Source organism: Allobosea sp. GW823-FHT01F03, from assembly GCF_058798075.1.
The window spans coordinates 2,688,750-2,712,966 of the sequence record NZ_CM179505.1 but is presented as its reverse complement, the minus strand read 5'-3'; the positions used below and the strand labels follow the sequence as shown (position 1 = coordinate 2,712,966).

The following is a 24,217-nucleotide window of genomic DNA, read 5'->3' as shown; positions in this document are numbered from 1 at the left end:
CTTTTTTGTTGGCGGCAAGCCTCGGCGACCGCAGATCGGGGAACGTGCTCGTCAAGAGGCACACGAACCTTCGCCGACGGCGGAGCATGAGGCGGGATCGAGGCTGACGCGTGGCCCAGTCCGCATTGCTCGTTTGCGCTGCGACATCAGCGCTTCCGAATAGGATATCCGCCATTCCCGGAGCGCGCGCCCAGCAGCCCATAGAACCAGAACGCCTCATGGCTGCGCACCAGAGCATTGAGTTTCGCCGGAGAGAGCCCGGTCACCCTTCGGATCTTCCTGCCCAGATGCGATTGATCCGAAAAGCCCGTCTCCGCCGCGATCGCGGCCAGATCGAACCCGCCTGCGGCCGAGATTTCGGCTCCGTGGCACATCGCCTCCTCGACCCGCGCATAGAGTTGCAGATCGCGATAGCTCTGGCCGGTCCAGTCTTTGACGCGTCGCTGTAGCTGGCGCAGCCCACCACCTGCCGCTGCAAATGCAGCCCGGCTGGCGAGCGAAGTCAGCCAGCCCCTGAGATCGACCGCACGGTCGATCGCGGGCCGGTTCCGCCAGTGAGGCCTGAGCATGTCCTGCAACCGCAGATACGGCTCGTCCCCCTCGAGCGTTTCGGCATGCAGGAGCGGCTCCAGACCGCCGCGCGAGAGAACGGATCCAAGCGGCAGGATCGCATCGAGATATTTCTGGATGTCGATCCCGAGCAGTCTGGACAAGGCTTCGGGATAGAAGCTCACCGTCAGCGCATGCACCGGGCCGGGTGACCAGCTGGCGGACGGCCTGCGCCTCGGCCCCGCAAACACCACCCCGCGCATGGGCTGCGAGAGCCGGACAGCGCCAGGATCACGCGCATCCTCGACCATGTGCAGATCGCCTTCGAATATCCACGAAAGGGTCGGGAAAGGCGTGGCCGGAAAATAGTTGAACCGCTCGGCATCGGAGAGTTGGGCCCCACGCGTATCCCGTTCCACTGCCAGATGAATGCAGGAAAACATGGACGAATGCGGGAGATGCAGGCGGGCGCGGGGCATGTCCCCCATAGGTCATGTCTCCCAAGGACATTGTCGCTTTCGTTCTATACGCCCCGCCGCCGGAGAAGAATGCTCGGCGCTCATGTCCGCCGCTGCGAGAACGGGGTCAACGACCTGATGCTGCCTGGTCTTCTTCAACACCACCACCTGCCACGGCCATGCGAGCTGCCGACCTTCGCAGAGGCCGCGCCATGAGGGGCAAGCAGGACCTGTTTCGACGCTTTCCGCTGGATGGCAGCGTCACGATCGCGGGGGAGGAATTGACCACTCCCTATCACGTCAATAACGGGACCATGCTGTGTCTGGGCGGCACCGTCGATCGGAGCGTCGCCGCCGATTTGCTGGCGCGGGAAGAACTGACGCCGCTATCGGATACGCAGGGACGGGCGCTCGCCGCCATCTGGGTATGCGACTTCGCCGACGCCAATCTGGGCGCCCATCACGAACTGCAGATATCCCTGTTCGCGACGCCCCGCAGCTCGCCACCGCTACCGGCCGATCCCTTCGCCTTCTTTCGTGCGCTGGCGACGCGGTCTGACCTTCTGATGGTCTGCCATGGACTCTGGAACAACACTGAACGGGTTGTTCGCTACAACGCCGAACATCTGCTTCTCAACGCCAGGCTGACTCAGAGCGAAGTCAGGTTCGAGCGCAGCCGATGGGCTTTCGAATTTCGGGATGTTCAGGGAGCCCTGATCGCCGAGGGCGCGGTCCGCGCCTCCCATGCTCAACCGCCAGGCCCGTCATGGCAGATCGCCCGCCAGATGGGCCTGCGGGCGATGCTGCGCCTGCTCCGATCCCCCATCGCGAACATCGCTGTCGTCAATACGAGGCGGCTGGAGGATGACTGCAACTATATGTGCCAGACCTATACGGCCTGCGCGCGGCCCTTCATCAGACCGGCAGGGCCCGAAGACAGGATATCCATAGAACATCCCATTTATCGCCGCCTGGATTTCAGCATCGGCTTCGTTCAACAACTCAATGACGTCGGCTTTATTTTCCTGCGCCCGAGCCGCCTCGCCCCCCAGGAACAACGAAAATCATGATGCAGCGCAATTGTGGGCCATGACAGTCGGAGCATTTTGATCGGATGAGCACCAAGCTGCATCAAGAAGTGCAGCAAAACAAAGAATTGGAGCATGCACCCGGCTCAAAACAGCGGAAAAATGCTCTGGCGATCTCCAGCGACAACCTGGAGACAATGCGGCAGGGCGGATGCGGGCACGAAGGAGCGGGTGATGGCCGGCTCCACCGAACCGCGCGGCTCCGCCAGTCGCAGCCGCAAGACCAGCCTTGAGCGCCGACGACTCTTGCATGGGCCGCACGGCACGCTTGCTCTGGCGGCGCCGGGCTGATACCGCAGCGCCGGAGCCGGCGTAGCACAGCGGTAGTGCAGCGGTTTTGTAATTGGAGGGCCTTGAGGCGGAAAGGCGATTCGGATCATGCGCTTAGGCTGCGCCTGACCCGGACAAGTACCGAATAGGCACCGGAATCGGTGTCCCATGGGCCGGAATAGCACAGCGGTAGTGCAGCGGTTTTGTAAACCGAAGGTCGGGGGTTCGATCCCCTCTTCCGGCACCAGCCTCCTCCTCTATGGCCGGGTGCGCGCCGATCGGGAGCACTGCTCCTTCCTATTTCCATGGCTTTGAACGCAGGCGTTTATGAGCCGGTCGCCCAATGGGCGCTGGGCAGGACACGGCAGCAAATATCGTCTCGTGGAAATCCATCATGCAATAGAGAGGTGGGTCGCCTGCCATCCATCCCTGAGCAAACAGAAAACTGAACACTCCCTTCTGAACTATCGTCCTCCGCTTGCGGCGGGTACCGGGCCACATCCAATGGGCGGCCACAAGGTGCTGGGGGACTTCCTCTCCAGGACCAGCGAGCCAATGGGTAGAGAAATCTCGCAGGGCTGCGCCTGGGCCATGCTTCAAACAGAAGAGCCCGCAAGCGAGCTTCGCCGCGACTTTGCCGATCCGACCGAGCTCAGGTTGAAACCAGACGCGACCGTCCTCGGCCACCTGCAAGGCGCTGGTTATTGCTTCCTCCAGACCAGGAGAAGCGGAAAGCGCACGATCTGCCGTTCCGCCGGCCTCCACCTTTGCGATCAAGTGCCGATGGTGGCCAACTTGGGCTAGGGTAACAGCCATGTACTCTTCGTCCAGTGACCATCCAACATTGCAGGAACGGCATGCAGGCACCGTCTTGAGGTTGATTGGAAACGGCTTTTCAAGAAGCGCCTTCGGAGGCACGTGGTCTTTCGTGCTCGCGACTGACCCGCAATAGATGCACAACGCCACCGATGGCCGGGGCCGACGCTCAGTTCTCTCCTGCTCGTTAAACGGAAGGGACAACTGTCTCATATGGTGATGATCCAGCGAGTTTTTGCGATCGCAGGGTTGCGGCAGCAAATTGCACCGACAAGACAGTTGTTTCAGGGGAATGCGTCAACTATTGATTGTCCGTAGAGCATTTTTGCGCGGGGGGCTGCATGGTGCAAACTGGTAAGGTAGACGCGAATCCGACGAAGGCTTTCTTCGTGCGGATGATCACGCGCGATATTTCACTTGAAGATTGCATCTTAGATCTAATCGACAATAGCGTCGATGGGGCTTGGAAACTCGAAGGCGGCAGGCCAATGAGCCTAGCTGATGGTGCCGATCTCTCGAAATATCGAATCGAAATTGAAGCCTCTCCAAAGCATTTTTCGATAAGAGATAATTGTGGAGGAATAACGTTAGACGACGCTGTCGAGTATGCGTTTACATTCGGCAGAAAAGATAAGGATACGCCTGATAGCTACAGCATCGGCGTTTACGGAATAGGCATGAAACGCGCAGTCTTTAAGATAGGCGAAAAGATTGCAATTAGAAGCACGTACACCTCCAAGGACGGAAAGACGGAATCGTTCCGAGTACCCATCGATGTTCCAACATGGCTTGCTGATCAGAAGCGCGACTGGGATTTTGACATTGAGACAGCGGCTTCCCTTCCCTCCATGGGCGTTGAAATCGCCGTAGAAGCCCTCCATGAGGGGATCGCAGCATCATTCAGCAGTCCCGTATTTATTCAAGATCTTAAACGAACGATCGGTCGTGATTATGCTCTACATATTCGTCGTGGATTGTCAGTTCTGGTCAACGGCGAAAACATAAAGGGCTGGAAGATAGAATTGCTCCAGGGTGGCGGGATGGAGCCAATGAGAATTGCATACTCAGACGGAGAGAATGGCGACCCGGTCAATGTCGAAGTTCTAGCTGGCATGGCTGCCCCTCCTCCAGAAAGCTCCGAACCGGACGAAACTTCGGACGGAGACAACCGATTCGGTTGGTATGTTGTCTGCAACGGACGAATTGTTCTTGCTGCCGACAAGGGTGATATTTCGGGATGGGGTACGGATGGTTGGCCTCAGTGGCATCCGCAATATTCTGGCTTCATGGGAATAATCGTTTTCTCGTCGAAGAATGCGAGCCTGCTACCGCTTACTACAACAAAGCGAAGTGTTGATGTTTCGTCTGGCGTTTATAGGCGCGCGAGACCTCGAATGCGCGACGCCTCCAAACAATGGATCAGTTATACCAACGTCCGCAAGCAAGCGATCGACGAAGCGAAGCGGCAAGAAAATCAAGCTAAACCGAAATCGATATTTGATGTCGTGCAAAGAGATTCGGTTTCGTTGCCCCAAATAGTAGCAAAGCCTAAAATAAAGATGGCCAATATTAGCTACTCCATGCCCCTGCAGAGAGTTAGATCTCTTGCTGAGGGACTGGGAAACATAAACATGAGCTATAGAGACGTAGGTATCAGCTCATTTGAGCACGCATACACTGATCTTGTCGGGGATGAGTGATGGTTTCGTTTAACATTGTTAACTACAACCTCCGACCCAACAAATCCATTCAGAGAAGTTTAGTCTTTGACGGAGTTAAGACACTACAGGCCTGCCTGGATGTCGACGAACTTATCTATATCGGATTTGGGTCCATCTGGTTCACTGATTTCACACTAGCACATCGAGAGCTGCGCATTCGCGATATGATCTCTATCGAGGGCGACGAGATTGGCGCGAAGCGGGCAAACTTCAATCGGCCCTTTAAGACAGTTCGCGTCGAAGCCGGCTTTTCGAATGATGTGATTCCGAAGCTCTTGGCGGACAAGAAGCTTCAATCGAAGCCTTGGCTAATCTGGCTCGACTATGATCGGTCATTGGAAGAGACAACGGTAGATGACATTCGGACGGTCATCGAGGGAGCCCCTCAGAATAGCATATTCTTGATGACCATAAATGCCTCCGGAGGACCAATCGCCAAAGCGCCGAAAAGTCGACCGCAACGTATCAAAGCACTGCTTGGCGCTGTCGTTCCAGACGATCTATCGCAAGAGGCTTGTCAAGAAGATCAACTTCCTTCGACGCTTGGAAAGCTGCTTGAAGATTTTATGATATCGACCGCTGTATCAGCGGCTCGGCCTGGCGGTTTTATACCGGCTTTCCGCCTCATCTACAAAGATGGAGCTCCCATGGTTACGGTCGGTGGGCTACTGCCGGCCAAGGGGGCAGTACCCGCCGCAAGGGAGGCAACCAAAAGCGCAACGTGGCTTGGATTTCCGCAAATACCCATCATTGCGCCGCACCTAACTTTACGGGAGACCGCCGTGCTGCAGGCCGAGCTGCCAAGGAAACGCTCGCTTGATCGAAAAGCGGTTCAACGCCTCGGTTTTGATCTCGAGGAGGAGCAAATCAAAGCCTTCGAACGATACTATCGATATTACCCAGCCTTCGCACAGATCACGACATAGAAAGAAGGAGGTGACGGGGCGCAAATCTCATTCGACGACACTTGACAAATCGGGTATGCACTCCCGAGAGCATGATAGGGGGAAGGTGTCGTTGTGCAAGGGGGGCCTAAAATTGTCGACCTATTCTGCGGTTGCGGAGGGTTTTCCCTCGGTGCGGAGGCCGCAGGCCTCGGTCCCAGCTTGGCGTTCGACGTAGACCCGATTCTGACGTCCTCGGTATCGACGAATCACCCGAGAACAAAGCTAGTTTTGGCTGATCTCGCGGAGGTGAGCGGAGCAGCCATACGCCGCGAACTGGGCCCAACCATCGATGGCGTGTTCGGTGGACCACCCTGCCAGGCATTCAGTGATATCGGCCACCGTAGAGCCGACGATCCTAGACGGTCCTTGCTGGGACATTTTTTCCGGCTGATCGCCGAGTTGGAACCCGCGTTCTTTGTGATGGAGAACGTAAAGGGACTGGGATACGCGGATGCGCGCCCCGTCCTGGACAAGGCGCTTGATTTGGTGCCAAACCGGTACCGCCTTCTAGGCCCAACTATATTGGACGCAGCCGACTTCGGCGCAGCTACACGACGACCTCGCCTCTTCATCATCGGCTACGATCCAGACCGCTTTGGCGCGATTACGCTTTCAGATATCGAAGCCAAGAAGCAAGCCCCTGCTACCGTTCGCGCCGCGATAGGCGACCTAGCCACGGCGGTTCAGATCGACGACGACGGCAAGTTCGATCGATGGAAAATCAAGCGGAGAGGACGGCCGAATCCTTATGCGGCGGGTCTCAGGGCAGCGGATGGAACTTTCACCGGACACAAACGCACTGCGCATACCCCCAAAGTCATAGAGCGCTTCGAGAAGATCGCACAGGGCGGCGTCGAAACGGTCGGTCGGCATCCTCGTCTAAATTGGAATGGCCAGTGTCCGACGTTACGCGCAGGCACTGGCAATGATCGCGGGTCTTTTCAGTCCGTCCGTCCGATTCATCCCGACGAGCCGCGCGTGATTACTGTTAGGGAGGGCGCGCGACTACAAGGCTTCCCTGACAGCTTCAAATTCCATCCAACCGTCTGGCATAGCTTCCGAATGATCGGCAACAGCGTGTCGCCCATCATGTCCAAAGTCATATTTTCGATCATTGCGGAGCGTATGGAGGCGGCAAAGCATTTCCCGATAGCTGCGGAGTAGGCATCTTGGTTGATCGGCTGACGCCAGAGCGGCGATCTTGGCTGATGTCGCGCGTCGGAGGTAAGAATACTACGCCCGAAATGGTCGTGAGACGGATGGCGCACTCGTTGGGTCTACGGTTCCGCCTGCATCGGAAGGATCTTCCAGGAACTCCAGATATCGTATTTCCCAGATGGAAGATTGCGATATTCGTTCACGGTTGCTTTTGGCACCGACATCCTGGCTGCGCGAAGGCAAGTACTCCCAAAAGCAGGACCGATTTCTGGCAAGGCAAATTTGATTCGAACGTCCAGCGTGACGAGAGAAATGCAAAGCTTTTGCAGGATCAGGGTTGGTCCGTTCTGACGATTTGGGAGTGCGAAACCAAGAGGCCCGAGAGGGTCGGAGAAAAGCTTGCCCGAACCTTCGGTAATCCGCGTCGGCACCCTGAAACTTGACCCGACGCTAAACCCTCCAGCGTGGCACGTATGTCTGAACAACAATCGCTTTGTGCGCCCGTCCACGCTGATCAGCAAAAACTAAATACATACCGCCTGGCAGCAGCGGGCGATCCGGTGCCGGCACGCCTTCTGCTTTCGCCATGCTCGTCCGAACGCCATACTCGCATTCAGCAAGTATCAAATACGCCTGTTCGACCGGCGCGCCTGGAAAACTTGCCCAACTATATCCCTGCATCCGTTTGAAGCAGTCGAGTAGCTCGTCGCTCAAAAAGTAAAACTCTTCCCGCATCAACTCGCGCTCGACGGCGTCATCCGTGAGGATGCTGTAAAGGCGCTCCATTCCCTTCAACTTTTCACCATTCTGTGTGTCTACCGGCAAGCTTAAGTCGGGCCGTCCATTGAAGCCGCGGTGTGCCTCTCGGTGACATGAGGCGCACAGCGTTATGCCATTGCCGGTTTGAAATTCTGCCGCCTCCAGGAAGGACTTGCGGCAAATGTGATGTGCGGACAGCCGAAGTCGGGAATGGCAATCGACACAACGATGTTCATCGCGCTCGCGAACGAACTGGCTCCATAGATGCAGGCATCGCTTGCGCGATGCGCCAGACGCTATTGCAGCTTCGAGTTTTGCCAGCTTGAGTCGTGTTGCTTCAATATTTGGAGCCATGTCTCCCTATAGCATCGAGCGAATTTGGCAATAAATCGCAATCCTCGAGCCGATCCCGTGGGAGATCTTCTTCAGTGCTCAATGGCGCGGGTGCGGTCCTCTGGCGTGACCGCCGAAGCCAGAAGCTCGGCGGACACCCGCTTGAGGAAGCGTCTGTGCCGGCCGTCCGGCGCAAAAGACGCCGCCAGCATGTGGTCGCCGATGACACGGAAGGCGTCCTCGCCGTACCATTCCCGATAGCGCGCAGCCGCGCGCCTCACATCGACATCGGACGGTTCGCGTCTACGGTCGAGCCGCTCAAAGAGCAGGATGAGCACGCCGCCGAGGATCGCTGCGCCGTACCAGGTGGCGATGCCGGCATAGATCCAGGTCCCGACAGTCGAGATTGCGTCCAAGGCGTCCACCGGCTCGGTTTTCGCCTGTAGATTATCGTCTACATGGCCTCTCGCGAACCCAAAATGTGACTCATAGTCCGTGGATTATAATCGACAGTAGCCCGCCATGAAGGGATGGCGGACTACGCTAAGATTCTGGCGGTAAACGTGAAGGAGGCGAGAGAGAAGCTCGACCTGTCTCAGGAGGAACTCGCCCATAGGACCGGCATCGATAGAACCTATGTCAGCGGCATTGAGCGGGCGGTGCGAAACCCCTCCCTGAAACTAATCGTCAAGCTTGCCGATGGCCTCAAAATGAGCCCCGGCGAATTGCTGACGCCGCCAAAGAACCGCTCCTAACCCTCGACGATCTTCGCGCCCCTCACCGTCGCCAGCCCCTCCATCACCGCGATCCGCACGAAGCCGGCCGGCGCCTGCTTCGAGTGGCCGTCGTTGAGCGGCCGAATGTGCGGGGCGTTGTTGCTGATGTGGATCGACCCGTTCTTTCCGATGTCGAAGGACTCGATGGTCGGTGCGCCAGCCTCGATCGCCGCTGCGGCGTTGTCCGCCGCCGTCGATCCGCCCGCGCCCGGAACCCGTGCCGGAAACAGTCCCTCGAAGGCGCGGTCGAGCTCGGGCGTCCAGTTCGAGCGAGCCATGCCGGTGTCGACCGGCGTCGCCTCGACGGCGGAGCGAAGGACGGCATGGGCGCAGTCCTTCACTGCCCGCTCGACGTTGCTCTCGACCAGCACGGCGATGCGGTCGATCCGCTTGGCGAAATCGTCAAGCCCGGCCATGACCCGATACCTCATGAAGGGCTTCGGCCTCGGCATACCGTTGGACGGTGGCCCGCAGGATCGGGTCGGCCTCGGGATCGACCGTCATGTACTGCCGGTCCTCCGGCCAGAGGGCGGGCTCCCGCATTGAGCGGACCCACACCGTCCGGCCCCGCGCCGCGGAGCGCGGATTGACCGGGCATTCGAGGTAGCGGTGAGCCCGGAGGTGCCACTCGGCCATGAGCCGGGCGCGGTCGTCGAAGGTCGCCGGCGTGCCGCCGAGGTAGATGTGCACCGTCATCGGCGTCGTGGCGAACACCCCGGCGAGCGCGTCCCGGATGTGCTGCTCGCGGTTCGGCATGACTCAGCCCTCCCGACCAGGCTCAGTTTCGAGAAGCGAGAGATCGGCCCCGATGTCGGCCTCGTCGCGCTTCATGCGGGCGATGCCGAGGGTGCGGATGAGGTTCGCGCTGCCCCGTTCAAAGGCGCTGTCGGCATGCGCCGTCTCTTCGGCTAGACGGTCGATCTCCATCAGTGCCTGCGTCACGGCGCAGTGTTCGTCGCCGACCAGGGCCTCGGCCAGCTCCTGCCGACTGAACGGCCGCTCGTTCGGCATCAAGTCGGACACGCGGGCGCACAGCACGGCGCCGAGTTCCTTGTCCTTCGTCGCGGCAGCGAAGGCGGCGAGCGCCGCAAGCTCGGTCGGGCCGGACTTCTCGACCTGCTGCTGCAGGCGGCTGCGGCGTTCCGAGCCGAGCCCCTCGCGCGCCAGAAGCTGCGCCGCCGAGCCATAAAGTTCGCGCACGGCCTGCGTCTCCTCGCGAAGGCGGCCGATCTCGCGCACCAGCTTTAGACGCTCGTCGGCACTGGCGCGCTTGAGCTCGCCGCGAAAGCCGCCGACCGCGCGGCTCACAAACTGCGTGCGATGTGATGAAGGAAGGTCGGCCAGACTGCGCTCGATCTCTTCGCGACGGCCGTCGCCTGGCCTTCCAAGGTGTCGAGCAGCTTTCTCTGCCGCTCGCGATTGTCGCGGGCCTGCATCAGCCTCGCGGAGATATCGCTCACCGACATCCAGCGCGAGGCAAGCGTCGCCTTCCTGATAGCCATGTCCATTCTCCTGCCTGTTGCGTCACGCGACAGGGAGGGAGCCGAAACAGGCGCGGCTCAGCCGCCTTTCGTCACCGCCATCGCGGTACGGGCCGATCACTACCGGCTCGGACAGGATGACGATGTCGTTCGCGCTGAAGAAGCCGCGCCGTCGTTTCGTCGTCCACTCAGTTCAACTTGGACGTGGCGACCAAACGCGACACCTTGGTCAGGCCCATTCGCTCGAGCTGCCGCAGCATTTCGGGTGCAACGTCGCCGCGCAGGCTGCCGCCCGATAGTACATCGTCCTTCACGGCTTCGGCAAAGGCCTCGCCGCGGAACTTGCCCATGTCCATGTCGCGGGCGAGATGAAGCATGAAGATCATCAACTCCGGCAGCGACTTGTCGATGCACGGGACCAGGGTGGTTTCACGCGGCAACATGGCATCGAGGTCGGAGGATTCGCAGATCGCCTCCGCGATCTTGCCGAAGTCCTTGCGGATGGACGCGACGTCGACCGTCTTGTCCGCGGGGTTGTCACCGTCGACAAGGCTCACCTCGCCAACGATGCGGAGATTAACTACGTAGGTCTTGTTCATCGGTCTTGCTCCTGGACCCGGAATGGGCCGGAACAAATCAATGATCAGGGAACCCACTCCCGTCCAAAGGAGATTACTCACATGACCTCGGTTTTCGGGCGTTTTAGATGCCGATTTTCGTAGTGGTTGCTGGCCGGCAACACTCCGATCAGCGCCGTAAATATCGGGTCATGACCAAATATTATTGACGCTGATGGATCAGTCATCTCCGCCCACATTCGTCCGGTGCGGAGCCTGGTGCTCGTCCGCCATGCGTTCCCACAAGGCAACCGGCACCGGCGCGATCGACCAGAACCAGGCGCCGGTGCGGCGGCCACGCTCGGCCACAAGCGCATGTGCGCCTCCCGCTGCGGCGACCACCAACGGCGCGGTGGCGGCAAGCGAGCCCGCCAAAGCCTCGGCCTCGACCAGATCGCGCAGCATGATCACGACGGCATCAGTTGACGGGGATGAGCGCGCCATTCGTGGCAGCCTCCGTCTCGGCAGTGAGATACTTGCCGAGCAAGCCAATCAAGGCAGTTCGATCGGCGGGCTCCATCCTGGCGATGATGCGGGGATCGAGACCGGCAGGCGCCGTAGCAGCCGAGCCGCCCTCGGCCGTGAAGGCAAGGAAACCGTTCAACCGCTCGGGCCACCGGAACTTCAGCAACACCTCGATCAGACGATCCGAAGGCTCCTCGTCGGCCATGGACCGCTCGAAGGCCTTGCTCAGCACCTGGTGAAACGCCGTATCCATGGCGGCGCCGTACCGCGCACCGAAATCGGCGTCGCGCCTACGATGGTCATGGATTGTGGCGACCGAAACGCCCACCGCCTCTGAGGCCATCTTAGGCGAGCCGGTGCGAGCGACGATGTCCAGGACTCGCGCCTCTATCGTTGGCGACCACCGCCGATCCTTCTCGGGACGGCGAACCTCCCGCTTCTCCGACGACCTGTCCGACATGGCGCAATTCCTCGCGTGAATTACTGCGACCATGCGATGTGCGGAGGTTGCGGGGAGCCATCGAAACGACCTCGCAAATTTTTGGAAAACTGGCCCACCGGCCTCCTTTCCATGCGGGAGGAGCCGTTGTGCCGACGGCGATCCCAGGACGCGGCCTCCGTCGCCATGGGAAGTGGGTTGTTCTGGCAGAGGAGGCTTTGCCGGTGCCTGGCCCGGTGCTTTCGGCTCGGCCGCCGACCATGCCCTTGATCCGGCTCATCTTCCGACCTCAGAGCGCCCAATCATATGTTCAATGCTCTGGTGCCGACCTTCCCTGCGCCGCCCAGGCATGCCGCCGAAGCCTTCTCGCCCCGTTCGCCATCGTCGCGCCACCATCGATCGTTCCTGCGCTGCCGCCGGTCTGCGCTCTCTCGGCCACGCCCACCGACTTCAGGAACTGCGCGACGGCCTTCTTCGAGAACTGCCCGGTCCTGTTCATCGCCTTCGCCACCGCACAGACCTCCGCCACCATGTCCTCCTTCTGCGGAGGCGCGATGTCGACGTGGTGCTTCGACCAGTCTTTTTCGTTCAGCGACAAGTCGTTGCCGGCAGCCTCGAGGGTCCTGAACCACCAGAACGACAGAGGCTCCCGACGAAACGCCTGCACCTTCTGTTCGATCAACGCCTGCGTGTTCGGGATCGCTATGCGCGGATGCCAGTCGCCGAGATCGAGATTCTGGAGGTCGTGCAGCATCGCAGACAGACCGCCATTCGCCATCTGTGCGTTCAATGCGTCGAAGAAGCCCGAGGGAAGCCGCCTGCGGGCCTCGGTATCTGCCTCGAAGACGGCAAAGCGCCTCTCGTCCGCCGAGGCCGGCACGATCCAGTCCTCGTTCGATGCGATCACGACATGCAGCATGTTCGGCCCAGAAACGATGGGCCGCCCCTTCGGCTCGAAGCTCAGGACAGGTTCGGTGATCAGGTTCTTGAGCGCGCCCGCGGCCTTCGGATCGCCAGCCCAATAGCCCTCATCGACGAAGAGCAGAATGCAGTCCATCAGGTGCTCGTTGAAGCGACCGACGAAGTGCTCCGACTGCGCGACCTGCTTACCGTGCATGCCCGCAAGCGACTTCAGCGCCCGCGCGAACGTACCCTTGCCGGCACCCTTCGAGCCCTTGAAGACAAGCGCCACCTCCGCAGGCACCTCGGGCTTCTGCACCATGAAGGCGGACCAGCGCATAACATAGTCGAGGGATTCGGCGTCTCCCCGACATAAAACCTCCTTCAACAGCCGCTTCATCAGGGACCAGTCGCCCGCCTTCGGCTCAACTGCCCAGCCGCGCCAGAGATTGTAGAGCGAGGTATGCGTCCGCTCAGGCGAGGGATCGAACACAACGCCGTCATACCGACGCCGCCTCGGATGCTTCACCCACCAAGAGCCGAGCGGCTTCGGCTTGCCGTCCTCGACCTCCACCGTCCTGCTGTCGAAATGCGCGCTGACCGCGCCGGCCGAGAACCATTCGACCTCGACGTGACCGAGAGTCGGATGATTGCGCTCGCGACCGACGAGATACTTGCCCCCGTGCAGGACCGTGAAGTGATTGCGGTTCATGCGCGTGAGCGCCAAGTCGGCCATCGAGCGGGGCATTTCGGGCGCCTCGTCGAAATCCTCCTCGGCAGGCGAGCGAAGCACCTCCTCGATCCAGGCGCTATGGCCTGCGTCAGAGAGCGCTTTGAGCAAGGTCCCGAGCTTCACAGCGTCCGGCTTGATCGCCAGCCTGCGCCAGCGATCGCGGATATGAGCCTCCTCATCCGCATAGTCCGGATCGGAGATCGACCAGGCGACAAACTCGTCCACACCGGCGCCACGCGTGCCGTAGTGGCAAGACATCATGATCGCCAGCCAAGCCTCATGAAGACGGTTGTAGTTCATGACATCGAGCTTCGAGAGCAGTCGTTCCAACTGCTCCGGGGTGATTTCGCCGTGCGCATCGGTCGATGCCTCGGCCGAACGCCTCGCAATCGCGTTCAGGAGAGCCGTGGTGGCCTCGGGCGCTTCGGAGAGCGACAGCGCGAGCGCATCGTCGTCGAGGCGATATCGCTTGCCTGTGCCCGGATGGATCGAACCTGCCGCCACGACCTGACGGCCGAACGACTTGAACTCGATCCCCTCGTAGTTCGGCAGACCGTTGACGATTTCGGCACCGACCGGCTTGCGCAGGTAGAGGTGCAGACCGCCGCCACCGGTCTTCACGACCGGAGCATCCGGCAAGGCAAAGTCCCGCGTCAGGCGCGCGAGCGGATCGTCGTCCTTGGCGAAGTGCCGAGGGTCCACGTCGATCACGAGGTCCGACTCGCGCAGGCGAATGCCGACATTGCCACCGGCCTTCAGACGAGCCTTCGCCTTCGCGATCGGCAGCGCGATCGAACGACGCCATCCCTTTTCGACCGGCACCTTGCCGTCGATCGGGATCAAGTCGTGACCGGCGGCGGCATGGGCATCGAGAGCATCGGGATCGTGCGACAACGGCGTCTCGAATGCCAACCCGGTGGCATCCTCAACCTTGTCGAAGTCGAACGCGACAGTCTTCTCCCAAGCTCCTGCAGGCGCGCCGATCCCCTCGGCGCGCCCTTCTTCATTTTCCATGAGATCGCTCATCGACCGTCCTCCCCGCGAATGAAGGCGTCGAGGTCGGCAACGTTGTAGCGAACCGTCTTGCCGTGAAAGACATGGTAGCGCGGCCCGGCACCGCTACCGCGCCACGAGCGAAGGGTTCCGGGCGTAGAGCTCAGATAGATCGCCGCCGCCTCGGTGTCGTACCAAGGGCTGCGGGAGTGGGTGTCGAGAACGCGGCGCATCGCGTCCTCGACGTCGTTCTTGGTGAGAGTTGCCTGCATGGCAATGACCTCCAATGGGCCGGGCATCGCCGCGGCCGGTTTCAGACATGGGTTTCTGTCTGAGGAGGACCGGGATCACCCCGGTCACGCGCTTCGCCGTTTCGGCTCCTCGCAGCGCGCGTCGTCTAATAATCACCGATCTGGATCGACGAGGATCATTATTCGCAGTGCCTAAGTCGTTGATTTATCGTGATGCGGTATCGGCGGCGGAAAGATTTTTTGCCGTCTTCCACCTCTTGAAGGCGTCGAGGTCGTCGAGGCGATAGCGGACGAACTGCCCGCTTACGAGGTGAAAAGCCGGGCCCTTGCCGATCGAGCGCCAGCCTCGCAGCGTTCCCGGCTCCTTTCCGAGATGCCGGGCGGCCGCAGCCGTATCCAGCCAAGGTTCGGCAGGTTCCGAAGCTGCCGGTTCATGCCGCATCGAGAACCTCCATCGGCTCGACGACGGAGAGGACCGGCCGGCGACCGGCAAGAACCTTGTTCTCCAACGCTTGCGCGTGCGGCCGCAGGTGCTCGACGAGATGTTCGGCATGGACGTATCCGCCGGATGCGCCGGGAAGCCGCTGGCCTAGAAGCAGCGCGCTCTCGGCATAGGGCACGCCCGCGGCGATGAACATCGTGCGGGCATGGTGGCGGTATTCGTGCGGGCTCGGCAGCCCGCCACCAAGCGGCAAGGTCGAGGCCGTCGACCTCGCGCCGCTTCGGGCTCGGGATGCGAAGGGCCGAGACCGGATTGGCCGTGATTGTCTCGTCCATCCGCATGGCGGTGTTGATCACGGCCCGCAAAGTCCGCATCACGCAGGTTGCGGTGGTCTGTCCGCTCTTCTCGCGAAGCCGGTCGTAGACGTCCCGCACCTCCGTTCGGCTGAGGTCGGTCACGGCGCGGTTCCGGTAGCGGGCGAGGTAATGATCGACGTTGTAGCGATAGCTCTCCTCCGTCGCCGCCCGAAAAGGCTTCTCGCCGAGGTGAATGTCGAGAGCCTGAGAGATGGTCATGCCGCTCTCCTCCGGCCTCGCGGTAGGGTCCACGCCGCTTTGGATTTGCGACATGATCGCCTTGGCCCGGTTTCGGGCCTCGCGCAGGCCGATCCGGTCCACGCGGTCGATCTTGACCCGCACCGTCCGGATGTGCCGGCCGTTTCGCCGGACATCGCCTTGGACGGCGTAGGTCTTGGTGGTGGCATGGCAGACGACCATCAGGCCCTTGACCTGTTCGTCGCGCCAGATGCCGGAGCCGAGTTCGAGGTCCCGGATGCGGGCCTCGGTGAGGTTCAGGACAGCCATTTTGTCTTCTCCCGGAGCACTGTGTGGAGCACCGTACGGAGACCTTTACGGATCAGCGTACATCGACGATGATGTCGCGCAAGCGGCTGTCCGCGAACCAATAATCAGCAATAACCCTTTTAGATCAACGTCTTCGTGCCGGTTTTGTAAACCGAAGGTCGGGAGTTCGATCCTCTCCGCCGGCACCATTCTTCCCGCATCCCTGCCGAGCGATACTGCGGGCCTGGCCTGGGCTTTCCCGGCTTGGGCCGGCTTTCGGCAGCATTTCGCCCCGGAAATGTCGACAGAACCGCAGGCCTCCGCGCCGCCGCGGAATCCCTGCGTGAGCATCCCGATCCCACGCCGCCGCGCTGGGCTGGCGAGGCGCTTTCGCACCTTCGTTTCAAGCCCTCGGCGCGCGCCCTCCGTATAGGATTTGCGGCGAAGCCATCTTTTCGCCTTGCGCCAAATCTAGATGCAGCGCCGAGACGGTTCGGCCAGACCAGGATTTGGTGGCCTGAGCTCCCATTCCCCCTTGTAGAGTAGAGCATGCGTCGCGTTGTTTTGGCTGCACTCGTTGCGGCATCCGTACCCGTTTACGCCCAGGCGAATACCCCCACCGACAAGATCTCGTTTCAGCCCCAGGTCAAAGGCTTATCCTGTCTCAAGCCTGAGACACTGGCCATGATCAAGGAGCTGGTCGACAAGATCGGTCCGATCCAGATCACCTCCACCTGCGGCGGCCGCCATGCAAGGCGCTCTCAGCACTATCGCGGCAATGCCATCGACTTCCGGCCGCTGGCGACCTCGACCCGCAAGGCGGTCGCTGCGACCAAGGCCCTCGCCAGCACCGGCGGCGTCGGCTCCTATCCGAACGGGCTGATCCACGCCGATGTCGGGGATCGCGAAATCTCCTGGTATGGCCACAAGCGCGCCAAGCGCCAGGTCGCCTACGTCGCCCGCCGCTAGATCATCCCGAGCGAAACGGGCACCGGTTCGCGCGAGGAAAATCCGATAGCATGAAAGATCAAGGCGTTTCCGCGCTTCGGCGAAACGCGGAAATGCCTTGGCCTGCCCTGATCGTTCGCGCTGGTCGCGGCGTTCCATCGCGGTTGCGCGCCCGCCTTTCCGGAATGGCGTGCGCACCCCGCCCCTGCCCGCAGAAATTCGCAGGAACCACACTCTGTCGTATAGCTCTCCGCCCGAATCGCGCCGGAGAGCGTTCCATGCCGAAGCTTTGCAAGTTCACCTCGCCGATCGACGGCAAGCCGGTCTATGTCAATCCCGCTCAGGTCAGCGTCGTCTACACCCACAAGGGCGAGCCGCCCGACACCATCATCGGTTTCGGCAAGGACTTCATGCTCGGCGTCAAGGAAGGCCTCGACGAGGCCGTGACGATGCTCGACACGGCGATGAGCGAGGACGGACGGAAAGGCTAGCATCCGCCCGATCCGACGGTCGCCATGGCCCGAAAGCGGCGGCAAGGCCGAGCCATCGCTTGGCGGACCGGACAGACGGCCATAGATTCCTGCGGAGCCGGCCCGGAATTTGCGTGGCCGGCGGCGTGCTGAACGGAGCGCCCTGAAACGATGACCTCTGTCGAGCGGCGCGAGAAGCTCCTGGCTCTCGCAGAGCAATGCGAAACCACCGGTCGCCCCGACCGCAATCTCGACGCCGAGATCTACGAGGCGCTGGGCTACACCGTGCGTCGCAAGCCGACGCTACTGGCTGGGCCGCGCACGCCACCGGGCGGCATCTACCAGCAGGGCGCACTCTGGAAGGCGATCGGCAAGATCAGCGCCGAGATCGACGTCGCTGTCGGCGTGCTCCGGCAGAAGGCGCCCGACTGGAACTGGAGCCTGCATTCCATCGTCGCCGAGGAGCAGACCTTCGAGGCGCTCGTCGCCGGCTCGAGCGGCCATGGCGCGCTCGCCTCGCTCGCCCTCTGCGCCGCCCTGCTCAAGGCCTTCGCGGCGCGCGGCGGCAAGATCACGGAAAGTTGACCCTGCGCCAACCGGCGGCGGTTGAAGCCGTCGCTCCGCCCGCTAGTTTGCTGCTCAGGCTGAGCCCAGCCCAGGACACGTTTCCGGATGGCGGGCAGCGTCACCGGGGAGGCGTGCCCTCACTCACCGGTGGAGCCCGATCATGACCCGTTTGGACCTTTCGCGCCGCACCCTGATGGCGGGTGCCGGCGCGCTCGCGGCAGCTTCTACGCTCGACCTGCCTTTCGGTATCGCCCCGGCCCATGCGCAAGGAGCCCCCGTGAACCAGAATCCAGGCTTCTATCGCTACAAGGTCGGCGACATCACCGTCACCGCCATCAATGACGGCTTCGCCCGGCGCCCGCTCGAAGGCTTCGTCCGCAATGCCGAGCTCGCCGACGTCAGGAAGGCGATGGAGCAAGCCTATCTGCCGAACGACGCGCTCTCGATCTCCTTCACCACCCTTGCCATCCAGGCCGGCGGCAAGCTGACTTTGATCGACACCGGCAATGGCGATTCCGGTGCCCCGACCTCCGGCGCCTGGATGAAGAATTTCCGCGCCGCCGGCTTCGATCCGAAGGACGTCTCCTCGGTGGTGTTCAGCCATTTCCATGGCGACCACATCAACGGCTTCCGGCTCAAGGACGGCACAGCTGTCTTCCCCAATGCCGAAGTGATGGTGCCCGCCGCCGAATGGGCCTTCTGGATGGACGACGCCAAGGCGAGTGCCGCTCCGGACGCGATGAAAGGCGCCTTCGCCGGCGTGCGCCGCGTCTTCGGCCCGGTCGCCAAGGATGTGAAGCAGTTCGAGGCCGGCAAGGAGATCCTGCCCGGCATCACCGCGGTCGCCGCGCCCGGCCATACGCCCGGCCACACGGTCTTCGCCGTCGCCTCCGGCACCGGCAAGCTGATGATCATGTCGGACACCACCAACCATCCGGCCCTGTTCGTCCGCAATCCCGATTGGTCTGCGGTTTTCGACATGGATGGCCCGCAGGCGGCCGCCACCCGCCGCAAGCTGCTCGACATGGTCTCGGCCGAGAAGATGCAGGTCGCGTTCTATCACGCCCCCTTCCCGGCCACCGGCCACATCGCCAAGGATGGCAACGGCTTCGAGCTGGTGCCGGTACAGTGGAGCAGCACGATCTGAAATCGGCGCAGTGACGATCCTCCGGCCGGGGCCAACGCCCCGGCCTTTTCTTTTGGCGCCATGGCTCGCGATCCGCCGCCGGACCATGCTATGGCGGGGTTCGACTGGCGGCTGGGAGGATGGCGCTAGGTATGGCACGGGTTTTCGCGCAGCGCATGCGCTCTCCTGAAGTGTTTCCGCGATGACCGAACGCCGCGGCACCATCGCCTTCGTCGCCAGCGAGACGCCCGAGGCCCAGGCTGCGCGCTTCAAGCTGGTCGAGCGCTATGGCGACGCCGATCCGGATGTGGCGGATATCGTCGTCGCCCTCGGCGGCGATGGGCTGATGCTGCAGACGCTGCATCGCTTCATGGGTACCGCCAAGCCGATCTACGGCATGAATCGCGGCTCGGTCGGCTTCCTGATGAACGAATTCAAGGAACGCGGCCTGCGCAAGCGGCTCGAAGCGGCGCAGCGCAGCGTCGTGCACCCGCTGGTGATGACCGCGATCGACCGCGACGGCCACAAGGTCGAGGCCCGCGCCATCAACGAGGTCTCGCTGCTGCGCCGCTCCTATCAGGCGGCGAAACTGCGCCTCTCCGTCGACGGCCAGGTCCGGCTCGAGGAACTCGTCGCCGACGGCGTGCTCCTGGCGACGCCGGCTGGCTCGACCGCCTATAATCTCTCGGCCAATGGCCCGATCCTGCCGCTCGATGCGCCGCTCCTGGCCCTGACGCCGCTCTCGCCCTTCCGGCCGCGGCGCTGGCGCGGCGCGCTCCTGCCCGACCAGGCGCAGGTGACGATCGAGGTGCTGGAGGCGCAGAAGCGGCCGGTCAGCGCCGTCGCCGACCATACCCAGATCGAGAACGTCGCCTCGGTCGCGATCGCCATCGACCGCTCGCTCGACCTCGTCATGCTTCACGATCCCGGCCATAGCCTGGACGAGCGCATCTTGCGGGAACAGTTCGGGTACTGAGGCTATCGTCATTCCCGGGCGAGGCGCTGCGCGGACTCGGGAGGCCCAGGGAAGGGAAGGCGCCGACTGGAGCTTCCTCCGGCCTGAGATGCTCGGGCCAAGCCCGAGCATGACGCGCTCCAGGCTACGCGACCTCGCGCAGATCGCCGAGTTCGAGCTCGACCAGGAATTGCGGATCGGCCTCGACCAGCAGCGCCAGAGCCGCATCGTCGGCGAGCGAATCGGCGAGCCCCCTCGCCTCCTCGCGGGCCGCCTCTGCGTCGAGACGGCGCAGCAGCGCCATCAGCGCATGCGTCTCGGCACCTTCCAGGCCGTCGCAGGCGATCAGCACCTCGGCGAGCAGCGTCCGGTTGATGCCGCTCGCGCCGGAGGCGGCAGCGTAGCCGCCGCGCTTCAGCGCCGCCACGACCGCAGCGAAAGCCGGCAGTAGCACGGCCGGCATCGCGGCCCGGCGATAGAGCGCCTTCAGCCCCGAGCCGTTCCTGTCCCAGAGCAGCGCCCGCACGCGCCCCAGCGGCAGCTCGGAGAGCGTCGCGAACGCGGCCTCCGCCAGAGCGGGCTCGCCGCTCAGCAGCGAGCGCAGGATCACGCCCGGCGTCAGCCGTCCGGTCTCGCGCAGGCATTCGACGATCGCCGGCGCGTCGCTCTCCTCGCCGCCGGCGGCGAGCGCCACGGCGACGCGCTCGGTCGCCTCGCGCGCGAGCCGCGCGCTGCGTTCCCCGGTCAGCCAGCCACAACCGGCAACGAAGGCGGCCAGTGCATCCGACACCTTGGCGGCGATGGCCTGACGCAGGCCCGCCGGCAGATCGAGCCGTGCCAGCAAGGCCTCGCGCACCGCGCCGGATTCACCCTCGCGCTCGAAGATGCGCTCCAGGGAGAACTCCGGAATCTCGGCCGTCGGATTGGCGAGCAGCGCGAGCAGCGCCTCCTCGACACCGACCTCGGCCAGAGCAGCCGCGACTCCCAGCGGCAGATGCGGCCGCTGGGCGATGGCGCGCTGAGCCAGCCCGTCGCCGATCGCCGCGGCATCGACGAGATCGGCCTCGCCGAGCACCGGCGACTGGGCCAGCAGCAAGGCGGCGATGTCGCTCTGCTCGGCGATCAATGCGAGCACGAGAGTGCGCGGCGCACCGCTCGCCCCGGCGAGTTCCTCGGCGAGCGCCCGCCGCACCAGCGGCGAAGGATCGTCGACCAGCGAGATCAGCGCCGTCTCGGCCTCGCGCCGGTCCTCGGGCGACATCGCCGAGCGCAGATAAGCACCAGCCAGCGCCGCAGCGCCGGCGGCGCGCGCCTCGGCCGGAGCGGTGCGAGCCCAGAGAAGGAAACGGCGTACGATCATCCGCGCCTGCCATGCGTCATGAAGGTGCTCAGATCGAGCGGGCCGCGGCGAGCCGGAGATGACCGCACTGCCTTGTCCGCCACAGTCGCGACGGCCGGCTGGCTGTCGGTGGCGAGTTCGCGAGGCCGCGCCGGCGGCAATGGCGCGCGCATCGCGACAGGCGCCTGGGTGGCGGCCTGGGTTTCGCCCGCAGCCGCCGCGTTCGCGACAGCCTCGCCCTCCGCCGCGGCGCCGCGGCGCGGGAAATAGCGCGTGGCGGGGTCGGCATCGGCTGCACGCGAGGCACCGCCGCTGCGCGGCGTCGTCCAGAGATCGGCGACGGCGCGCGAAACCGGCGTGCGCGGCCCCTCGGTCGAGAACAATCCGATCAGCCCCTTGGCGCGCCCCGGCGCCAGCGCGGCGGCGATCGGCACCACCGCCGGCTCGGACGCATAGGCCGTCGCGCTCGTCCCGTTGGGGCGGGCCTGCGCCAGCATCGCGCCGCTCGAAGCCGCGACCTGGGTGTTGGCATGGCTGGCCGCGAGCACGCCGTAGACCTCCTGGACGCTGCGCGCCCGCCCGCTCTTGTCGAAGAAGATCGCTTTGTTGGCCGCGGCGGCTTCCGGAAACTGGCTGGCAGCCGAGCGGCCGGGATCGCTGCTCGCGGTCCGGATCAGGTCGCTGGCGCCGCGTGCACCCAGCACATGGGCGATGTAGAGCTCGCCGGCATGGGGCTGGCGACCGAGCGCCGCGCCAAGCTGCTCGCCATTCTTCTGGGTCAGGGCGCCGGCCATCACGGCCGCGACCTGCGGATCGTTGCGCAATTGCAGGATTTTTTCGCGCATGGCCGGATCGGAGACAGTCAGGCGGCCATTCTCGCTTTCGCTGATCGCGCCGGCATAATTGGCCATGCCCTGCTTCGGGCCTTCCTGGCGCATGATCGAGAGCCAGGTCTGCTCGATGAACTGGAACAGCCCGGTCGCGCTCGAAGTGCGCGCCTTGGCATCGGGCTCGAGCGAGGATTCACGTTGCGCCGTCTTCAGCAGATAGTCGAAACCGGCACCGGTCCGGTCGGCGCCCTGCTTGATGGCGCTGACGACCGGATTGACGGGCGTTGTCTCGCGGGTGCTCGGCGTGCTGAAAAGGAACATGAAAACCACTCGGGCTGCAGCCGCTCCGATCGGGCGGAAGCACCTGAGAAGACTGGACCGATTATGGTAAGCGAACCGTTAAAGCGCCTGCCGTGAGCCGGCTTGCGGACGCAGAAAAAGGCCTGGAGCATGCTGCGAAAGAGGGGCGACGGCTTTTCGCGCCAAGCATGCTCTAAATCATGAGAATCGATCACGTTATCTGCAGTTTGACGTTTCCGTCCGAATGCAGCGCGATCTTGGGAGCAGGATGATGACGGAACCGAAACGACATAAGCGCGGCGGGCTCTATTTCGAGGACTTCACGGTCGGCGCCTCGATCGAGCACGGCCTGACCCGCACGGTCACGCAGATGGACAACATGTTGTTCTCCAACATGACCCTGAACCCGCAACCCCTTCATATCGATGCACATTTTTGCGCGACCGAGACCGAATGGGGCAAGCCGCTGATGAACTCGCTGTTCACGCTCGGCCTGATGATCGGCATCTCCGTCAACGACACCACCATCGGCACCACGATCGGCAATCTCGGCATGACCGACGTGACCTTCCCCGCCCCACTCTTCGAGGGCGACACCATCAACTGCGTCACCGAGATCGTCGCCAAGCGCGAGTCGAAATCGCGGCCCGACGCCGGCATCGTCGAGTTCCACCATCGTGCCTTCAAGCAGGACGGCACGCTGGTGGCCCAGTGCCGCCGCCAGGCCTTCATGAAGAAGCGGCCGGCAGAAGGGGGACAGGCCTGATGCGCTCGCTCCTGTTCGTTCCCGGCGACAGCCCGAAGAAGCTGCAGAAGGGCCTGGAGAGCGGCGCCGACGCGCTGATCCTCGATCTCGAGGATTCGGTCGCGCTCGACGCCAAGCCGCAGGCGCGTGAACTCACCCGCGACTTTCTCAAGGAAACCGGCGCGCTGGCGCGCCGCCCGCGCCTGATCGTGCGCGTCAACGCGCTCTCGACCGGGCTGACCGAGGCCGATCTCGACGCGATCATGCCCGGCGCGCCGGACGCGATCATGCTGCCCAAGGCCGAAGGCGGCCCGGACCTCACCCATCTCGCCGCCCAGATCGCGGTGCGCGAAGCCGAATGCGACCTCGCCGACGGGGCGACCCGGATCATCGCCATCGCCACCGAGACCGGCAAGGGCATCTTCGCACTCGGCAGCTATGCCGGCGCCAGCCACCGGCTCGAAGGCCTGACCTGGGGCGCCGAGGACCTCTCGGCCGATCTCGGCGCCGAGACCAACCGGCTGGAGGATGGCAGCTATGCCGACCCCTACCGCATGGCGCGCTCGCTCACCCTGTTCGCCGCCGCCGCCGCCCAGGTCGACGCCATCGACAGCGTCTTCACCGCCTTCCGCGACAGCGAGGGCCTGCGGGCCGAATGCCTCGCCGGCCGGCGCGACGGCTTCACCGGCAAGATGGCGATCCATCCGGCGCAGGTCGCCGTGATCAACGAGGTCTTCTCGCCCTCTCCCGAGGCGCTGGCGCGGGCCGAGGCGATCATCGCCCTGTTCGACGCCAATCCCGGCCTCGGCGTCATCGGCCTCGACGGCGAAATGCTCGACCGCCCCCATCTGATGCGCGCCCGCCGCCTCAAGGCCCGCGCCGACAAGCTGGGGTGACCC

31 protein-coding genes and 1 tRNA gene are annotated in these 24,217 nt (G+C 63.1%); 16 read left to right on the top strand and 16 right to left on the bottom strand.

Features of this window, described 5'->3' with window-relative positions:
- Nucleotides 1–146: 146 nt before the first annotated feature.
- On the bottom strand, nucleotides 147–1,037 hold the full coding sequence (locus AC3RCC_RS13020) for a helix-turn-helix domain-containing protein (RefSeq protein ID WP_492258656.1): 891 nt from the start codon (nucleotides 1,035–1,037) through the stop codon (nucleotides 147–149).
- Between the two features lie 182 nt (nucleotides 1,038–1,219).
- Between AC3RCC_RS13020 and AC3RCC_RS13015 the strand changes: the two genes are divergently transcribed.
- From AC3RCC_RS13015 to AC3RCC_RS12985, 7 genes are all read left to right on the top strand, one after another.
- On the top strand, nucleotides 1,220–2,077 hold the full coding sequence (locus AC3RCC_RS13015) for a hypothetical protein (RefSeq protein WP_492258655.1): 858 nt from the start codon (nucleotides 1,220–1,222) through the stop codon (nucleotides 2,075–2,077).
- Nucleotides 2,078–2,121: 44 nt separating this feature from the next.
- Nucleotides 2,122–2,328 carry a hypothetical protein gene (locus tag AC3RCC_RS13010; RefSeq protein ID WP_291642160.1) on the top strand — a complete coding sequence of 69 codons (207 nt, stop codon included), beginning with the start codon at nucleotides 2,122–2,124 and terminating at the stop codon, nucleotides 2,326–2,328.
- 209 nt (nucleotides 2,329–2,537) lie between these two features.
- A tRNA-Thr gene (locus tag AC3RCC_RS13005) sits at nucleotides 2,538–2,612 on the top strand.
- Nucleotides 2,613–3,522: 910 nt separating this feature from the next.
- The gene (locus tag AC3RCC_RS13000; RefSeq protein WP_492258654.1) at nucleotides 3,523–4,881 is read left to right on the top strand and encodes an ATP-binding protein; all 1,359 of its coding nucleotides are present in this window, start codon (nucleotides 3,523–3,525) and stop codon (nucleotides 4,879–4,881) included.
- Nucleotides 4,881–5,828: an O-methyltransferase gene (locus AC3RCC_RS12995; protein WP_492258653.1), complete on the top strand. Its 948-nt coding sequence runs from the start codon at nucleotides 4,881–4,883 to the stop codon at nucleotides 5,826–5,828. The genes AC3RCC_RS13000 and AC3RCC_RS12995 overlap by 1 nt, the downstream gene beginning before the upstream one ends.
- Nucleotides 5,829–5,921: 93 nt before the next feature.
- Nucleotides 5,922–7,013, top strand: a complete 1,092-nt coding sequence (locus AC3RCC_RS12990; RefSeq protein ID WP_492258652.1) for a DNA cytosine methyltransferase — start codon at nucleotides 5,922–5,924, stop codon at nucleotides 7,011–7,013.
- Nucleotides 7,014–7,057: 44 nt separating this feature from the next.
- A complete protein-coding gene (locus tag AC3RCC_RS12985; protein WP_492258784.1) occupies nucleotides 7,058–7,450 on the top strand; it encodes a very short patch repair endonuclease in 393 nt (130 codons plus the stop codon).
- 7 nt (nucleotides 7,451–7,457) lie between these two features.
- Here AC3RCC_RS12985 and AC3RCC_RS12980 read toward each other — a convergent pair whose 3' ends face one another.
- Together AC3RCC_RS12980 and AC3RCC_RS12975 are read right to left on the bottom strand one after the other, a co-directional pair.
- Nucleotides 7,458–8,120 (bottom strand): HNH endonuclease, encoded by a 663-nt coding sequence (locus AC3RCC_RS12980; RefSeq protein WP_492258651.1) that lies wholly within the window; start codon nucleotides 8,118–8,120, stop codon nucleotides 7,458–7,460.
- A 71-nt stretch (nucleotides 8,121–8,191) separates the two neighbouring features.
- On the bottom strand, nucleotides 8,192–8,515 hold the full coding sequence (locus tag AC3RCC_RS12975; protein WP_492258650.1) for a hypothetical protein: 324 nt from the start codon (nucleotides 8,513–8,515) through the stop codon (nucleotides 8,192–8,194).
- A gap of 114 nt (nucleotides 8,516–8,629) precedes the next feature.
- Here AC3RCC_RS12975 and AC3RCC_RS12970 point away from each other — a divergent pair, with 114 nt between their 5' ends.
- Nucleotides 8,630–8,854 carry a helix-turn-helix domain-containing protein gene (locus AC3RCC_RS12970; RefSeq protein ID WP_492258649.1) on the top strand — a complete coding sequence of 75 codons (225 nt, stop codon included), beginning with the start codon at nucleotides 8,630–8,632 and terminating at the stop codon, nucleotides 8,852–8,854.
- On the opposite strand, the gene AC3RCC_RS12965 is transcribed toward AC3RCC_RS12970, so the two are convergent.
- The 11 genes from AC3RCC_RS12965 to AC3RCC_RS12915 all read right to left on the bottom strand — a co-directional run bounded on the left by AC3RCC_RS12965 (nucleotide 8,851) and on the right by AC3RCC_RS12915 (nucleotide 15,392).
- Nucleotides 8,851–9,306 carry an HK97 gp10 family phage protein gene (locus tag AC3RCC_RS12965; protein ID WP_492258648.1) on the bottom strand — a complete coding sequence of 152 codons (456 nt, stop codon included), beginning with the start codon at nucleotides 9,304–9,306 and terminating at the stop codon, nucleotides 8,851–8,853. The two genes, AC3RCC_RS12970 and AC3RCC_RS12965, sit on opposite strands and share 4 nt — an antisense overlap.
- Nucleotides 9,278–9,631, bottom strand: coding sequence for a hypothetical protein (locus AC3RCC_RS12960; RefSeq protein ID WP_492258647.1), 354 nt, complete (start codon nucleotides 9,629–9,631; stop codon nucleotides 9,278–9,280). The genes AC3RCC_RS12965 and AC3RCC_RS12960 overlap by 29 nt, the downstream gene beginning before the upstream one ends.
- Nucleotides 9,632–9,634: 3 nt before the next feature.
- Nucleotides 9,635–10,183, bottom strand: a complete 549-nt coding sequence (locus tag AC3RCC_RS12955; RefSeq protein WP_492258646.1) for a hypothetical protein — start codon at nucleotides 10,181–10,183, stop codon at nucleotides 9,635–9,637.
- The gene (locus tag AC3RCC_RS12950) at nucleotides 10,180–10,383 is read right to left on the bottom strand and encodes a hypothetical protein (RefSeq protein ID WP_492258645.1); all 204 of its coding nucleotides are present in this window, start codon (nucleotides 10,381–10,383) and stop codon (nucleotides 10,180–10,182) included. Before AC3RCC_RS12950 ends, AC3RCC_RS12955 begins: the two co-directional genes overlap by 4 nt.
- A gap of 161 nt (nucleotides 10,384–10,544) precedes the next feature.
- Complete coding sequence (locus tag AC3RCC_RS12945; protein ID WP_492258644.1) at nucleotides 10,545–10,955, bottom strand: hypothetical protein; 411 nt, start codon at nucleotides 10,953–10,955, stop codon at nucleotides 10,545–10,547.
- Between the two features lie 198 nt (nucleotides 10,956–11,153).
- On the bottom strand, nucleotides 11,154–11,384 hold the full coding sequence (locus AC3RCC_RS12940) for a hypothetical protein (RefSeq protein WP_492258643.1): 231 nt from the start codon (nucleotides 11,382–11,384) through the stop codon (nucleotides 11,154–11,156).
- A gap of 7 nt (nucleotides 11,385–11,391) precedes the next feature.
- Nucleotides 11,392–11,898: a hypothetical protein gene (locus AC3RCC_RS12935; RefSeq protein ID WP_492258642.1), complete on the bottom strand. Its 507-nt coding sequence runs from the start codon at nucleotides 11,896–11,898 to the stop codon at nucleotides 11,392–11,394.
- 289 nt (nucleotides 11,899–12,187) lie between these two features.
- Nucleotides 12,188–14,536 (bottom strand): DUF5906 domain-containing protein, encoded by a 2,349-nt coding sequence (locus AC3RCC_RS12930; protein WP_492258641.1) that lies wholly within the window; start codon nucleotides 14,534–14,536, stop codon nucleotides 12,188–12,190.
- Nucleotides 14,533–14,775, bottom strand: a complete 243-nt coding sequence (locus AC3RCC_RS12925; protein ID WP_492258640.1) for a helix-turn-helix domain-containing protein — start codon at nucleotides 14,773–14,775, stop codon at nucleotides 14,533–14,535. The genes AC3RCC_RS12930 and AC3RCC_RS12925 overlap by 4 nt, the downstream gene beginning before the upstream one ends.
- Nucleotides 14,776–14,959: 184 nt before the next feature.
- The gene (locus AC3RCC_RS12920; protein WP_492258783.1) at nucleotides 14,960–15,106 is read right to left on the bottom strand and encodes a hypothetical protein; all 147 of its coding nucleotides are present in this window, start codon (nucleotides 15,104–15,106) and stop codon (nucleotides 14,960–14,962) included.
- A 79-nt stretch (nucleotides 15,107–15,185) separates the two neighbouring features.
- Complete coding sequence (locus AC3RCC_RS12915) at nucleotides 15,186–15,392, bottom strand: hypothetical protein (RefSeq protein WP_492258639.1); 207 nt, start codon at nucleotides 15,390–15,392, stop codon at nucleotides 15,186–15,188.
- Between the two features lie 289 nt (nucleotides 15,393–15,681).
- On the opposite strand from AC3RCC_RS12915, the gene AC3RCC_RS12910 reads away from it, so the two are divergent.
- The 6 genes from AC3RCC_RS12910 (at nucleotide 15,682) to AC3RCC_RS12885 (ending at nucleotide 20,125) form a co-directional block, all read left to right on the top strand.
- The gene (locus tag AC3RCC_RS12910) at nucleotides 15,682–16,131 is read left to right on the top strand and encodes a hypothetical protein (protein ID WP_492258638.1); all 450 of its coding nucleotides are present in this window, start codon (nucleotides 15,682–15,684) and stop codon (nucleotides 16,129–16,131) included.
- A gap of 591 nt (nucleotides 16,132–16,722) precedes the next feature.
- Nucleotides 16,723–17,007, top strand: a complete 285-nt coding sequence (locus AC3RCC_RS12905) for a peptidoglycan L,D-endopeptidase MepK (RefSeq protein ID WP_291642148.1) — start codon at nucleotides 16,723–16,725, stop codon at nucleotides 17,005–17,007.
- A gap of 257 nt (nucleotides 17,008–17,264) precedes the next feature.
- Nucleotides 17,265–17,477, top strand: coding sequence for a hypothetical protein (locus tag AC3RCC_RS12900; RefSeq protein ID WP_291642146.1), 213 nt, complete (start codon nucleotides 17,265–17,267; stop codon nucleotides 17,475–17,477).
- 150 nt (nucleotides 17,478–17,627) lie between these two features.
- Complete coding sequence (locus AC3RCC_RS12895) at nucleotides 17,628–18,041, top strand: hypothetical protein (RefSeq protein WP_492258637.1); 414 nt, start codon at nucleotides 17,628–17,630, stop codon at nucleotides 18,039–18,041.
- Between the two features lie 142 nt (nucleotides 18,042–18,183).
- Nucleotides 18,184–19,170 carry an MBL fold metallo-hydrolase gene (locus AC3RCC_RS12890; RefSeq protein ID WP_291642142.1) on the top strand — a complete coding sequence of 329 codons (987 nt, stop codon included), beginning with the start codon at nucleotides 18,184–18,186 and terminating at the stop codon, nucleotides 19,168–19,170.
- Between the two features lie 181 nt (nucleotides 19,171–19,351).
- A complete protein-coding gene (locus AC3RCC_RS12885; protein WP_452118843.1) occupies nucleotides 19,352–20,125 on the top strand; it encodes an NAD kinase in 774 nt (257 codons plus the stop codon).
- Between the two features lie 124 nt (nucleotides 20,126–20,249).
- Here the strand turns inward: AC3RCC_RS12885 and AC3RCC_RS12880 are convergent, their stop codons facing one another.
- Both AC3RCC_RS12880 and AC3RCC_RS12875 read right to left on the bottom strand, forming a co-directional pair.
- The gene (locus AC3RCC_RS12880; RefSeq protein WP_492258636.1) at nucleotides 20,250–21,464 is read right to left on the bottom strand and encodes a DUF2336 domain-containing protein; all 1,215 of its coding nucleotides are present in this window, start codon (nucleotides 21,462–21,464) and stop codon (nucleotides 20,250–20,252) included.
- Nucleotides 21,461–22,594, bottom strand: a complete 1,134-nt coding sequence (locus AC3RCC_RS12875; RefSeq protein WP_492258635.1) for a lytic transglycosylase domain-containing protein — start codon at nucleotides 22,592–22,594, stop codon at nucleotides 21,461–21,463. Before AC3RCC_RS12875 ends, AC3RCC_RS12880 begins: the two co-directional genes overlap by 4 nt.
- 250 nt (nucleotides 22,595–22,844) lie before the next feature.
- Between AC3RCC_RS12875 and AC3RCC_RS12870 the strand changes: the two genes are divergently transcribed.
- Nucleotides 22,845–23,339: a MaoC family dehydratase gene (locus AC3RCC_RS12870; RefSeq protein WP_492258634.1), complete on the top strand. Its 495-nt coding sequence runs from the start codon at nucleotides 22,845–22,847 to the stop codon at nucleotides 23,337–23,339.
- The gene (locus AC3RCC_RS12865; RefSeq protein WP_492258633.1) at nucleotides 23,339–24,214 is read left to right on the top strand and encodes an HpcH/HpaI aldolase/citrate lyase family protein; all 876 of its coding nucleotides are present in this window, start codon (nucleotides 23,339–23,341) and stop codon (nucleotides 24,212–24,214) included. The genes AC3RCC_RS12870 and AC3RCC_RS12865 overlap by 1 nt, the downstream gene beginning before the upstream one ends.
- Nucleotides 24,215–24,217 lie beyond the last annotated feature (3 nt).

Excerpts from the sequence above, each read along its gene's own strand:
- AC3RCC_RS13020 (WP_492258656.1), bottom strand. The coding sequence starts at position 1,037 with ATGGGGGACATGCCCCGCGCCCGCCTGCATCTCCCGCATTCGTCCATG.
- AC3RCC_RS13015 (WP_492258655.1), top strand. The coding sequence starts at position 1,220 with ATGAGGGGCAAGCAGGACCTGTTTCGACGCTTTCCGCTGGATGGCAGC.
- AC3RCC_RS13010 (WP_291642160.1), top strand. The coding sequence starts at position 2,122 with ATGAGCACCAAGCTGCATCAAGAAGTGCAGCAAAACAAAGAATTGGAG.
- AC3RCC_RS13000 (WP_492258654.1), top strand. The coding sequence starts at position 3,523 with ATGGTGCAAACTGGTAAGGTAGACGCGAATCCGACGAAGGCTTTCTTC.
- AC3RCC_RS12995 (WP_492258653.1), top strand. The coding sequence starts at position 4,881 with ATGGTTTCGTTTAACATTGTTAACTACAACCTCCGACCCAACAAATCC.
- AC3RCC_RS12985 (WP_492258784.1), top strand. The coding sequence starts at position 7,058 with ATGTCGCGCGTCGGAGGTAAGAATACTACGCCCGAAATGGTCGTGAGA.
- AC3RCC_RS12980 (WP_492258651.1), bottom strand. The coding sequence starts at position 8,120 with ATGGCTCCAAATATTGAAGCAACACGACTCAAGCTGGCAAAACTCGAA.
- AC3RCC_RS12970 (WP_492258649.1), top strand. The coding sequence starts at position 8,630 with ATGGCGGACTACGCTAAGATTCTGGCGGTAAACGTGAAGGAGGCGAGA.
- AC3RCC_RS12965 (WP_492258648.1), bottom strand. The coding sequence starts at position 9,306 with ATGAGGTATCGGGTCATGGCCGGGCTTGACGATTTCGCCAAGCGGATC.
- AC3RCC_RS12960 (WP_492258647.1), bottom strand. The coding sequence starts at position 9,631 with ATGCCGAACCGCGAGCAGCACATCCGGGACGCGCTCGCCGGGGTGTTC.
- AC3RCC_RS12950 (WP_492258645.1), bottom strand. The coding sequence starts at position 10,383 with ATGGACATGGCTATCAGGAAGGCGACGCTTGCCTCGCGCTGGATGTCG.
- AC3RCC_RS12945 (WP_492258644.1), bottom strand. The coding sequence starts at position 10,955 with ATGAACAAGACCTACGTAGTTAATCTCCGCATCGTTGGCGAGGTGAGC.
- AC3RCC_RS12935 (WP_492258642.1), bottom strand. The coding sequence starts at position 11,898 with ATGTCGGACAGGTCGTCGGAGAAGCGGGAGGTTCGCCGTCCCGAGAAG.
- AC3RCC_RS12930 (WP_492258641.1), bottom strand. The coding sequence starts at position 14,536 with ATGAGCGATCTCATGGAAAATGAAGAAGGGCGCGCCGAGGGGATCGGC.
- AC3RCC_RS12925 (WP_492258640.1), bottom strand. The coding sequence starts at position 14,775 with ATGCAGGCAACTCTCACCAAGAACGACGTCGAGGACGCGATGCGCCGC.
- AC3RCC_RS12915 (WP_492258639.1), bottom strand. The coding sequence starts at position 15,392 with ATGTTCATCGCCGCGGGCGTGCCCTATGCCGAGAGCGCGCTGCTTCTA.
- AC3RCC_RS12910 (WP_492258638.1), top strand. The coding sequence starts at position 15,682 with ATGATCGACGTTGTAGCGATAGCTCTCCTCCGTCGCCGCCCGAAAAGG.
- AC3RCC_RS12905 (WP_291642148.1), top strand. The coding sequence starts at position 16,723 with ATGATCAAGGAGCTGGTCGACAAGATCGGTCCGATCCAGATCACCTCC.
- AC3RCC_RS12900 (WP_291642146.1), top strand. The coding sequence starts at position 17,265 with ATGCCGAAGCTTTGCAAGTTCACCTCGCCGATCGACGGCAAGCCGGTC.
- AC3RCC_RS12895 (WP_492258637.1), top strand. The coding sequence starts at position 17,628 with ATGACCTCTGTCGAGCGGCGCGAGAAGCTCCTGGCTCTCGCAGAGCAA.
- AC3RCC_RS12890 (WP_291642142.1), top strand. The coding sequence starts at position 18,184 with ATGACCCGTTTGGACCTTTCGCGCCGCACCCTGATGGCGGGTGCCGGC.
- AC3RCC_RS12885 (WP_452118843.1), top strand. The coding sequence starts at position 19,352 with ATGACCGAACGCCGCGGCACCATCGCCTTCGTCGCCAGCGAGACGCCC.
- AC3RCC_RS12880 (WP_492258636.1), bottom strand. The coding sequence starts at position 21,464 with ATGATCGTACGCCGTTTCCTTCTCTGGGCTCGCACCGCTCCGGCCGAG.
- AC3RCC_RS12875 (WP_492258635.1), bottom strand. The coding sequence starts at position 22,594 with ATGTTCCTTTTCAGCACGCCGAGCACCCGCGAGACAACGCCCGTCAAT.
- AC3RCC_RS12870 (WP_492258634.1), top strand. The coding sequence starts at position 22,845 with ATGACGGAACCGAAACGACATAAGCGCGGCGGGCTCTATTTCGAGGAC.
- AC3RCC_RS12865 (WP_492258633.1), top strand. The coding sequence starts at position 23,339 with ATGCGCTCGCTCCTGTTCGTTCCCGGCGACAGCCCGAAGAAGCTGCAG.